The organism is Pseudodesulfovibrio cashew, assembly GCF_009762795.1.
In the GTDB taxonomy this organism is placed as follows: domain Bacteria; phylum Desulfobacterota; class Desulfovibrionia; order Desulfovibrionales; family Desulfovibrionaceae; genus Pseudodesulfovibrio; species Pseudodesulfovibrio cashew.
In genome coordinates, this window is sequence record NZ_CP046400.1 from 1522297 (window position 1) to 1532609 (window position 10313).

Sequence of the window (10313 nt, forward strand, 5' to 3'; positions counted from 1 at the left end):
TCTAACGCAGCTCTTGCGATTAGAGAATCCAAAATAAAAATAGTCAAGTATTATAGCCTGTTAGGAGAGTTTGTCTTTTATGTCCACGCTCAAGATGCCAGCCAGTTTGCCTGATCCGATCATCAACGAAAACGCCAAAATTGTCCTGAAGAGACGGTATCAGCGCAAGGATGCCGACGGGATCGTCTACGAGTCGGTGAAGGAGCTGTTCTGGCGCGTGGCTTCGGCCATTGCCGAGGAGGAGGCCAAGTACGACGGGTCCTCCTACAAGCCCGCCAAGCTGGCGCGCGAGTTCTATGACCTGATGACGACGTACCGCTTCCTCCCCAACTCCCCGACGCTGATGAACGCGGGAACGGACATCGGCCAGCTGGCAGCCTGCTTCGTCCTTCCCGTTGCCGACGACATCGAAGGCATCTTCGACGCGGTCAAGCACGCTGCCATGATCCACAAGTCCGGCGGCGGCACCGGCTTCTCCTTCTCCCGCCTGCGCGCCAAGGACTCCGTGGTCGGCTCCACCGGCGGCGTGGCCTCCGGTCCCCTCTCCTTCCTCAAGATTTTCAATTGCGCCACCGAGCAGATCAAGCAGGGCGGCACCCGGCGCGGGGCCAACATGGGCATCCTGCGCGTGGATCACCCCGATGTCATGGACTTCATCAAGGCCAAGGAGCGCGACGGCGAGTTGAACAACTTCAACCTGTCCATCGGCCTGACCGAGCAGTTCATGCGCGCCGTGGAAAAGAAGGAGGACTACGACCTGGTGGCCCCGAATTCCGGCGAGGTGGTCGGGCAGCTCAATGCCCGCGAGGTCTTCAACATTCTGGTCAACAAGGCGTGGGAGTCCGGCGATCCCGGCATCGTCTTCCTGGACCGCATCAACCGCGACAACCCCACGCCCAAGCTCGGCGAGATCGAGTCCACCAACCCCTGCGGCGAGCAGCCCCTGCTGCCCTACGAGGCCTGCAACCTCGGCTCCATCAACCTCGGCAAGTGCTACCTCAAGGGCAAGAACGGCCACGACTCCGAAATCGACTGGGAGGAATTGAAGCGCATCGTCCATCTTTCCGTCCGTTTCCTGGACAACGTCATCGACGCCTCCGTCTATCCGTTGGACCAGATCACCGAGATGGTCGGCAAAAACCGCAAGATCGGCCTGGGCGTCATGGGCTGGGCCGACCTTCTGTACCAGCTCAAGATTTCCTACAACTCCCAGACCGCAGTGGACCTGGCCGAGCGGGTCATGAAGTTCGTGCGCGACGAGTCGCGGTCCGCATCCAAGCTGCTGGCCAAGGAGCGGGGCGAGTTCCCCGCCTATCCGGAGTCCGTGTTCGGCGAGGCCAACCTCGGCCCCTACCGCAACGCCACCACCACGACCATCGCGCCCACCGGAACCCTGTCCATCATCGCGGGCTGCTCCTCTGGCGTGGAGCCGCTCTTCGCCCTGAGCTTCGTGCGCAACGTCATGGACAATGACAAGCTGGTGGAGACCAACCCGTTCTTCGAGGCCGCCGTCAAGGACGCCGACGCCTATTCCGCCAAGCTCATGGAGGAGATCGCCAAGGTCGGCACCATCAAGAAGATGGATCACCTGCCCGAGGAGCTGCGCCGGGTCTTCGTGACCGCCATGGACATCGAGCCCATCTGGCACCTGAAGATGCAGGCCGCCTTCCAGAAGTTCACTGACAACGCGGTGTCCAAGACCGTCAATCTGCCCAATTCGGCCACCAAGGAAGAGATCTGGGACATCTACTGGAAGGCCTATGAATTCGGCTGCAAGGGCGTCACGGTCTACCGCGACGGCTCCAAGATCTCCCAGGTGCTGTGCACGGGCGACGACAAGAAAAAGAAGGAGGAGGCCAAGGAGGGCGCTTCGGTGGTCAAGGACCGTCCGGACGTTATTTACGGCTTCACCCAGAAGATCGACACCGGCCTTGGCGTGCTGTTCCTCACGGTCAACGAGATGAACGGCAAGCCCTTTGAGGTCTTCGCCACCATCGGCAAGTCCGGCGGCTCCATCACGGCCAAGGCCGAGGCCATCGGTCGGCTGGTCTCCCTGGCGCTGCGCTCCGGAGTGGAAGTTCGTGAGATCGTCAAACAGCTCAAGGGCATCGGTGGCGAGAATCCCAAGTTCATGAAGAAGAAGCTGGTCAAGTCCATCCCGGACGCCATCGCCTTCGTCTTCGAGTCCCGTTATCTTCAGGGCGACCACGTGGACGTGGATGTCGCTTCCCTGAACAAGGAGCTCTGCCCCGAGTGCGGCGAGCCCCTGGTTTTCGAGGAAGGTTGCCACATCTGCAAGTCCTGCGCGTTCACCAAGTGTGGCTAGCGCCAGGACAACAAAGGAAAACAAAAGGGCCGCTCCATGTTGGGGCGGCCCTTCTTTCTTTTTATCAATCCTACGGCGCGATTACGCCGAGGTGATTTCGATTCGCTTGGGCTTGATCTTTTCCACCTTGGGCAGGAAGAGCTCCAGGACTCCACCGTCCAGGTTGGCCTTGATTCGCTCGCGGTCGATGATGTCGCTGATGGCGATGGAACGCAGGTACTCGCAATCCCCGAACTGGGCCTCCACGAAGTGTTCCTTTTCTCCCTGGGCCAGAGAGGTCTTGCCGGAGACAGTCAGTTCATCGTCCTGCAGGTCGATGACCATGTTCTCCCGTTTGACCCCTGGCAGGTCGATGTAGATATGAAAGCCGTCCTCCCGCTCCAGGATGTCGGTGGCGGGACGGTAGCGGGTCACCTCGGTCTCTTGCTTTTTCACGATCTCGCTCATGTCGTACCCCCTTTACGCGACTTCGATGCTGATGTTTCGCGGCTTGACTTCCGCAGCCTTGGGCAGGGTTACGGTCAGGATGCCGTCGGCCATGGTGGCGGTGACCTTGTCGCGGTCAACCGGCACGCCGATGTTGATCACCCTGTGGAAAACGCCGCTCGGGCGCTCCTGTCGGTAGAATTTGCCTTCTGGAGCGGAGCGTTCGCCCTTGAGCACCAGCGTCTTGTCCGTGAGGGTGAGTTCCACGTCTTCCAGCTTGACTCCGGGCACTTCCGCGCGAACGTAGATGGCTTCATCGTCATTGCTCAGATTGAGCGGAGGGTAGGCCAGGCGGCGGTCGTTGCCCATGGGCGCTTTGAAGAAATCCTCGAATACCCGGTCGAACCGGGACGGAAAATTGTAGAGCGTATTGAAATCGATAACCATGAATCCAACCTCCTTTTCGTGTGGTGGAAAAAAGGTAGGCACACTTTTTCGTCCGTCAAGACCGGTTGTGGAAAAAAATTACGCCGCCCCGGAAATCCGGCGCGGCGCGAAGAAAATGACCGAGATAGAAAATACTTATTTGGAACCGGTCCACTCCGAGGTCTTGACGGCCTGATCCACCAGCATGATGGGGATGTCGTCCTTGACCGGATAGACCACTTTGCACTTGGGGCATTCCAGGCCGTCCCCGGCGGGCTTGAGGGTGACTTTGCCCTTGCAGGCCGGGCAGGCGAGGATATCGAGCAGATCTTTTTTCAGGGGCATGGCGTTCTCCTTGTTCGCGGATGCCAAACTACACTTCCCGGGGAGCGCTGGCAACCGGTTCGAGACTCAGGGAACGCCCGAAAGCATGTCGCGCATGGCCTCGGTCAGTCCCGAAAAGCCCACGGACTTGGGCAGCATGCGCGTGGCCCCGGCGTCCATGGCGTTCACCCCGGTCTCCACGTCGCTTTCTGCGGAAAGGGCGAGGATGGGCGTCGCCCCCCGTCCTGACTTCGCCTCCAGCTTGCGAATGGCCCGGATGGCGTCCACCCCGTCCATGAGCGGCATGATGATATCCATGACGATCAGGTCAAACCGTCCGCTCTCAAACAGGTCCACGGCGTCTTCGCCGTCGCAGGCATAGGTCAGGCGGCAGCCCAGGCCCTCGGCGCAGCGGCAGAGGAGCCTTCTGAAGCTCTCGTCGTCGTCGACCACGAGTACGGAATGCGGGATGGGGGCCATGCTTGCTTTACCTTCCTCCGGGCTGCTGGTACACATCTGCTTGTCTCTATAGCCCACACCGGGCGCAATTTCAAAGACCCACAGGAATACCCATGAGCATAGATCTGCATACCCATTCCACCGCCTCGGACGGCACCTTCACCCCCACCCAACTGGTGCGGCACGCCAAGGAGCTCGGCCTGTCCGCCATCGCACTGACCGACCACGACACCTTTTCCGGCCTGGATGAGGCCCGGGAGGCGGGCGAGTACTATGGCGTGGAGGTCATTCGAGGGTGTGAACTCAGCCTGGAATCGCCCGCGGGCGCGGGCTGGCTGCACATGGTGGCTCTCTGGGTCCCCGAGAATCCCACGGAACTCCAGGAGGCCATCGATTGGGTCATCGAGGGACGATTGACCCGCAACCACGAGATCGTGGAGAAGCTGCGTGCCCAGGGCGTCAACATCACCTACGAGGCTGTGGCGGCCCGGGCCGACGGCACCATCGGTCGGCCCCATTTCGCCCAGGAGCTGGTCCATCTCGGCGTGGTCTCCTCCATCAACGAGGCCTTCCAGGTCTGGATAGGCGACAATGGCAGGGCCTATGTGCCCAAGCGCAAGCTCAAGCCCAAGCAGGCCCTGGACATCCTGAATAACATCGGTGCCACCTCCATCCTCGCCCACCCCTTCGCCCTGGGCCTGAACATGAAGCAGACCGAGAAGCTGGTGGCGGAGTTCAAGGAGATGGGGCTGGACGGCCTTGAGGTCATCTACTCCGAGCACTCCGAGGAGCAGACCAAGGGCTATTGGGACATGGCCGTGCGCCACAACCTGCTCATCAGCGGCGGGTCCGACTTCCACGGCGAGGTCAAGCCGCACATCGAGCTCGGCACGGGCAAGGGCGGGCTGCACGTCCCCGACGAGCTGCTCATGGCCATGAAGGAGCGCCGCAAGGATCGCGGGCTGCCGGTTTAAAGGACTTTCACCGTCACTTCAGGATGAGGACAGGATGAGCGACTTCGTACCCGAACTGCTGGTTCCCGCCGGGGACATGGAAAAGCTGGAAACCGCCATCGCCTACGGCGCGGACGCGGTCTACCTGGGCGGCGGCAGCCTCAATCTGCGGGCCGGGGCAGGGGGCTTCACCCCGGACGAGCTTCGCGTGGGCATGGCCCGGGCGCGGGCCGCCGGGGTAAAGGTCTACTTTACGCTCAATGTCTTTCCGCGCGAGCATATGCTGCCCGAGGTGCGGGACTACATCGCGCTGCTGGGCGAGCTCGGGCCGGACGCGGTCATCGCCGCGGACCCCGGCGTCATCCGCATGCTCGGGCGCGAGCTGCCCGAGGTGCCGATTCACGTCTCCACCCAGGCCAACACGGCCAACTCCGAGTCGGTCCGCTTCTGGCGGGAGCTTGGCGCCAAGCGCGTCAATGTGGCCCGTGAGCTGCGTTCCCAGGAGCTCCTGGAGATGCTCGCCATCGCCCGCACCGAGATGCCGGGCATGGAGCTGGAAATTTTCGTGCATGGCGCCCAGTGCATGGCCGTGTCCGGGCGCTGCTACATGTCCGCCTACCTCAACGACCGGCCCGGCAATCTGGGGGAATGCTCCCACCCGTGCCGCTACGAGTACAAGCCTGCCGCCGTGTCATTCGAGGAGCGCACCCGGCCCGGTGAGCAGCTCTGGGAGATCCGCGACTATCCCCTGGAAGACGGCGGCCAGTTCACCTTCGAAGAGGCTGACGACGAGTTTCGCTTCGAGCCCGAGGGCAGCGGGGAGACGCCGGAAACTCCGGTCGAGCCCGCCCTGACCCTGGCCCAGGAGACCGGCTCCTGGACCAAGTTCTTCGCGGCCCAGGATCTCTGCCTGCTGCACTATCTGGAATGGTTCGCGCGCATGAAGGTCGCCTCGGTCAAGGTGGAGGGACGGACCAAGAGTTCCGCCTACCTGGCCCAGGTTACGGACGCCTACAAGACCGCGCTCCGCGACATCCCCAAGGGAGAGTTCAAGCCGGAGAAATATCTCTCGGAGCTGGTCAACGCCGCTTCCAGGCCGCTGACCACGGGCTTCTTCGACCCGGACCGGCGCGGGGCCATCGCCCTGCCTCCCGATGAAGGAGAGAAGCGCCCGGTCCTGGCGCGCGTGCTCGAAAAGGCTGGCGACGGCAGGTGGCTGGTTCAGGCCAAGTCGCGCTGGGAAACGGACCGGGACATGGAACTGCTCCTGCCCGGCCTGGTGCGCCCGCGCATCTCGCCCGAGGACTACGGAGTGGAAAACGACCTCGGGCAGGGACTGGACATACTCCATCCCGGCCAGAAGGGCGTGCTCATCTGCGACCACCCGGAGATCGGGCCCGGCCTGTTCATTCGCAAGCCGTGGGATTTGGAGCACCTCGACTAGAGGGGCTCGATTCCGATTATTCTGAAACGCTAGAAACTTTCCGCCATCTCCCGCGCCCGGGCAAGGTCCTCGGGGCGATTGACGTTGAAGAAGGAGAGCAGGTCCGGGTCGCCGCCGCGCAGCCGGGATACCGGCACTTCCTTGACTCGTACGTGCTCGAAGAAGCGGATGATCTTGAAGTCTTCCCGCTCCAGTTGGGGAGTGATGAATTCCAGGCACCGCTTGGAGTAGATCGCGCACAGCGGCTCCCGGTAGCCGTCCTCCTTGAGGGGGATGACCACGTCGTCTTCGGGTGCGGCCTCGGCCAGCAGCAGCTCGACCAGCCCGGGCTGGAGAAAGGGCGCGTCGCAGGCCGCGAAGAAGCCGTGGCTCGCACGCATTGCGTCCAGCCCGGCATGGATGCCGGTCAGGGAGGAGCGCGCCGCGAAACGGTCTCTGGCCACGGGCAGGCCGTATGCGGCGAAGTTCGCCTCGTCGCGGGCGGCGATGAGAATTTCCGGGAAAATGGGGCGATAGACTTCCAGCAGCCGGTCCAGAATGGTCCTGCCACCGATGTCCAGCAGCGCCTTCTTGACGTTCCCCAGCCGCGTGCCGAGGCCTCCTGCCAGGATGACCCCCGCGATATCGAATCCCGTTTCCCTCATGGGGGCGACAGTAGACCAATCGGGCCGCCATGGAAAGGGTCCACAAACGGTCCGCCGCCGTGTATAACGCCTCCATGCGCATCCTTTTTTCGCTTCTCGGCCTTGCCGGTCTCGCCTACCTCGCCGCCGTCCTCTGGGTCTATGCTTCCCAGGGGCGGCTCCTGTTCTATCCTCGCACCGAGCTGGAAGGCACGCCGGACCTCATGGGCCTTGCCTACGAGGACGTCCGGCTGAGCAACGCCCTGGGCACGCACCTTCACGGCTGGTGGGTTCCCCATGAGACGGCCCGGTTCACGGTGCTTTTTTCCCATGGTAACGGCGGCAATGTCTCCCACCGGTTGGAGACGTTGCGTCTTTTCCATTCGTTGGGGCTGTCCACGCTGCTCTACGATTATTCCGGCTACGGGCAGAGCGGCGGCGAGCCGTCCGAGACGGCCATGCGCGCCGACGCGCGGGCGGTCTGGGACTGGCTGACGCAGGAGCGGGGCGTGGCCCCGGAGCGAATCATTCTCTTCGGGCGTTCCCTGGGCGGCGCGGTCACGGCGCGGCTGGCGTCCGAGCTTGCGGCGGAAGGCGTTTCCCCCGCCGGAATGGTTCTGGAGTCCACCTTTACCTCGGTGGCTGACATGGGCGCGCGCCTTTACCCCTGGCTGCCCGTGCGCCTGCTGGTCAAATACCGCTACGACAGCGCGAAGGCCCTGTCCGGGCTCCAGGTCCCGGCACTGTTCGCCCACGCCGAGGAGGACGAGATCGTGCCCTATGCGTTGGGTCGGGAACTGTATGAAGGGTATGATGGCCCCAAGGACTTTTTTCTGCTGCGGGGCGGGCACAACGACGGCTATTTGTTCATGGGCCCGGACTATCCTGAAGGATTGGACCGCTTCCTTGCGGGTCTGGAGAAGTAGGGGAGGCGTGCATGTCTTTGCCGTTCAGATCGCTGCTTCGGGCGGGAAAAAATGTCCTGAATGTCGAACGCTCGATGCGGTAATATGTTAAGATAACATCTTTTTTATTTTTCAGCACGGGTCTTGCTTTTTCTGTGCCGTACCGCACAAGGAGGAAGATTATGCCCGCAATGGAACCGACGTCGGGGTTTGATCCCCGCATAGACCAACTGACCAGGAAGATACAGGAGCTCCGCGAGCGCCGTGGCGGCGCGCAGGGCGGCAGCGTTGACGCGGCCATGGACTCCGCAATGGACATGGTCGAACGCAACACCGGACGGCGTGAGGCCCGCGAGGCCGGTTCCGCCCTCCAGGGAATTTCACTGGAACAATTCGCTCAGGGGACCGAGGCCCACAGCCTCGATCCCGGCAAGGTCGCCGATCTCATCGCCGACCCCTTCGAAGAGTAGCGGCAAGGTCTTTACGATACACCGGATTCGCCGAAAATGGCGGGTCCGGTGTTTTTGCTTGCCTTATGTGGTGAGCTGCAATATATTGTGATAATTCGTCCTTTCCTCTTTTCGCTGTCCCCGCGCGGTGATTCATACCTTTTTGAGAAGAATATCTATTTTTATCTCCAGCAGTGGCCACAGGTTGCGCTGATCAGCCCTTTTTTATCGCCGACACCCCTTGCGCGGTCCCTTCCGCAGGCGTATAAATGAATCAAAGGCTGAGTTCCCCGCAAGACGGGGAAAGTTACAAAACCCAGACGGAGGGTGGGAGGAAATAGACACCGATTTCTTCTCTTTGAAATATGGCGAACAGAGTCGCCCCGCTCACAGAAAGAGCACCGTGCGCCAATAATACCGCATCAGGCCGTCATAAAGTGTATATTTTGAAATGTCTGGCCCTGATGCAAAGCCGGATAACCCGGCCCGGCGCACTTTTTTTTGGCCTTTGTCCGTTCTTGAAATCCCTTTTTTTGCCGTCCCGCTTAATCTTCTTCTCGCCTCAACCCGCCGTCCCTTCCTCTGGAGGAAGGATTCATCTTTTTCGCACTGCGCGGGGGGTGGACAAATTCCGCATGATGCTTATGTATTGAGTAGAGGGAATCAGGGTCGGAAGGGATAGGCCCATGAGATATATCGAGGCAACCTTAACGGAGGGTGCGAAGCGATAAAACCTCACAAGACCATATATCAGCGAGACGAGTCGCGACCCCAAAAAAGAGAAGTGTGCGCATGAAGCCCAGGGCTGCGGGGAAACAGCCAGGGACTGCCGGGTAATCCGGCCAGCGCACTTTTTTTATGGGCTGTGGACTTGATTATCTGAAGCGCAACTGAACGTGCTGAGATGCAGAGTCCGCAGCGAAGGTGCGGAAAAGGGGATGCAAGGGACATGGCTCCTTGCCCGCCGGAGGCGAAGTCTCCAGATATTCGCCGCCACAGGCGGCTTCGATCTCTGATTTTTATCTGAATTTAACTCTTAATTCATTTGCTATGCCCGAGAACCGCAGGAGCGCGGTCCCCGGGCTTGTTTTTTTTGGGGGGGCAATATTTTTAGAGCCACTTTACCCGCGCCGGGTTCCTGGGCGGGATCAGCAGGTGCTTCTGTTTGGGCAGGCCGAGCATGAGCGCGCCGCACGCCTTGTACTCCTCGGGGATGCCCATGAGCTCCGCCAGTTCCGGGACCTGGCCGCAGGCCGAGGTCACCAGACCGCCCCAGCAGGCGCCGAGGCCCATGCCTGATGCCATGAGCTCCATGTAGGTCAGGGCGATGGCGCTGTCGGCAACGCCCCAGAGGTAGGCCTCGGGCGCGTACGCCATGGCCAGGGCCGTGCCGCCGCGCAGGACCATGTCCCGGCCCCGCTCAAGTCCCTCGGCGTATCGTTTGAGACGGTCCACGGTGGTCATCCACCCGGCGGTCAGCTCCTTGACGCGTTCAAGCTTTGCCGGGTCCTGAATCATCACCCAGGAAACATTTTGGGAGTTGGAGGCCGTGGGCGCGCGCCGGGCCACCTCGATGAGCCGCTCCAGTTGTTCCCTCGGTATTGGCTCCTTGCGGAATCCGCGCACCGAGCGCCGGGAGAGGAGCAGGGCCTCCACCTCGTCCGCGCCGGGCCGGTTCTCCGGTACGGGCAGGAAATCCTCAGTGGGCATCAGGCTGTTGGAGAGCGCGCCCGTGGGACATACTGCGACGCAGTGGCCACAACGGATGCACAGCTCCTTCGCCCGGTCGATGGCTTCGGGCAGCGCGCCCTTTTCCATTCGGATGAGGTAGACGGGACAGGCCTGTGCGCACAGGCCGTCGTGGTTGCATTTGTCGGGGTCGATGGTGATCAGCGGCACGGTTTTCTCCTGGATGGGGTTGGAGCCCGGGGTGCCGGGCACGGCAACAATACCATCTGCCCGAGCGGATGCAAGAGGG

General features: G+C 61.7%; 11 protein-coding genes. 5 read left to right on the forward strand and 6 right to left on the reverse strand.

From position 1 onward, the window contains the following. The first annotated feature begins 79 nt into the window (after nt 1-79). Entirely contained in the window at nt 80-2326 is a 2247-nt protein-coding gene (locus GM415_RS06760; RefSeq protein ID WP_158947059.1) for a vitamin B12-dependent ribonucleotide reductase, read from the forward strand. 81 nt (nt 2327-2407) lie between these two features. Here the strand turns inward: GM415_RS06760 and GM415_RS06765 are convergent, their stop codons facing one another. From GM415_RS06765 to GM415_RS06780, 4 genes are all read right to left on the reverse strand, one after another. Continuing rightward, on the reverse strand, nt 2408-2773 hold the full coding sequence (locus GM415_RS06765; protein ID WP_158947060.1) for an Hsp20/alpha crystallin family protein: 366 nt from the start codon (nt 2771-2773) through the stop codon (nt 2408-2410). A gap of 12 nt (nt 2774-2785) precedes the next feature. After that, nucleotides 2786-3199: an Hsp20/alpha crystallin family protein gene (locus GM415_RS06770; protein WP_158947061.1), complete on the reverse strand. Its 414-nt coding sequence runs from the start codon at nt 3197-3199 to the stop codon at nt 2786-2788. Nucleotides 3200-3334: 135 nt separating this feature from the next. Next, nucleotides 3335-3523 (reverse strand): Trm112 family protein, encoded by a 189-nt coding sequence (locus GM415_RS06775; protein ID WP_158947062.1) that lies wholly within the window; start codon nt 3521-3523, stop codon nt 3335-3337. A 66-nt stretch (nt 3524-3589) separates the two neighbouring features. Beyond that, a complete protein-coding gene (locus tag GM415_RS06780) occupies nt 3590-4018 on the reverse strand; it encodes a response regulator (RefSeq protein ID WP_158947063.1) in 429 nt (142 codons plus the stop codon). Between the two features lie 56 nt (nt 4019-4074). Between GM415_RS06780 and GM415_RS06785 the strand changes: the two genes are divergently transcribed. Next, a complete protein-coding gene (locus GM415_RS06785; RefSeq protein ID WP_158947064.1) occupies nt 4075-4935 on the forward strand; it encodes a PHP domain-containing protein in 861 nt (286 codons plus the stop codon). A 34-nt stretch (nt 4936-4969) separates the two neighbouring features. Beyond that, nucleotides 4970-6358: a peptidase U32 family protein gene (locus GM415_RS06790; protein WP_158947065.1), complete on the forward strand. Its 1389-nt coding sequence runs from the start codon at nt 4970-4972 to the stop codon at nt 6356-6358. Nucleotides 6359-6387: 29 nt separating this feature from the next. On the opposite strand, the gene mobA is transcribed toward GM415_RS06790, so the two are convergent. Continuing rightward, nucleotides 6388-7002, reverse strand: a complete 615-nt coding sequence (mobA, locus tag GM415_RS06795) for a molybdenum cofactor guanylyltransferase (RefSeq protein WP_158947066.1) — start codon at nt 7000-7002, stop codon at nt 6388-6390. A gap of 29 nt (nt 7003-7031) precedes the next feature. On the opposite strand from mobA, the gene GM415_RS06800 reads away from it, so the two are divergent. Continuing rightward, nucleotides 7032-7907 carry an alpha/beta hydrolase gene (locus GM415_RS06800; protein WP_158947067.1) on the forward strand — a complete coding sequence of 292 codons (876 nt, stop codon included), beginning with the start codon at nt 7032-7034 and terminating at the stop codon, nt 7905-7907. A gap of 161 nt (nt 7908-8068) precedes the next feature. Next, a complete protein-coding gene (locus GM415_RS06805) occupies nt 8069-8356 on the forward strand; it encodes a hypothetical protein (protein WP_158947068.1) in 288 nt (95 codons plus the stop codon). A gap of 1089 nt (nt 8357-9445) precedes the next feature. On the opposite strand, the gene GM415_RS06810 is transcribed toward GM415_RS06805, so the two are convergent. After that, nucleotides 9446-10234 carry a nitroreductase family protein gene (locus tag GM415_RS06810; protein WP_158947069.1) on the reverse strand — a complete coding sequence of 263 codons (789 nt, stop codon included), beginning with the start codon at nt 10232-10234 and terminating at the stop codon, nt 9446-9448. Nucleotides 10235-10313 lie beyond the last annotated feature (79 nt).

Bases quoted from the DNA above. Each gene is read 5' to 3' on its own strand.
- mobA (WP_158947066.1), bottom strand. From the start codon at position 7,002: ATGAGGGAAACGGGATTCGATATCGCGGGGGTCATCCTGGCAGGAGGC.
- GM415_RS06765 (WP_158947060.1), bottom strand. From the start codon at position 2,773: ATGAGCGAGATCGTGAAAAAGCAAGAGACCGAGGTGACCCGCTACCGT.
- GM415_RS06790 (WP_158947065.1), top strand. From the start codon at position 4,970: ATGAGCGACTTCGTACCCGAACTGCTGGTTCCCGCCGGGGACATGGAA.
- GM415_RS06785 (WP_158947064.1), top strand. From the start codon at position 4,075: ATGAGCATAGATCTGCATACCCATTCCACCGCCTCGGACGGCACCTTC.
- GM415_RS06780 (WP_158947063.1), bottom strand. From the start codon at position 4,018: ATGTGTACCAGCAGCCCGGAGGAAGGTAAAGCAAGCATGGCCCCCATC.
- GM415_RS06775 (WP_158947062.1), bottom strand. From the start codon at position 3,523: ATGCCCCTGAAAAAAGATCTGCTCGATATCCTCGCCTGCCCGGCCTGC.
- GM415_RS06770 (WP_158947061.1), bottom strand. From the start codon at position 3,199: ATGGTTATCGATTTCAATACGCTCTACAATTTTCCGTCCCGGTTCGAC.
- GM415_RS06800 (WP_158947067.1), top strand. From the start codon at position 7,032: ATGGAAAGGGTCCACAAACGGTCCGCCGCCGTGTATAACGCCTCCATG.
- GM415_RS06760 (WP_158947059.1), top strand. From the start codon at position 80: ATGTCCACGCTCAAGATGCCAGCCAGTTTGCCTGATCCGATCATCAAC.
- GM415_RS06805 (WP_158947068.1), top strand. From the start codon at position 8,069: ATGCCCGCAATGGAACCGACGTCGGGGTTTGATCCCCGCATAGACCAA.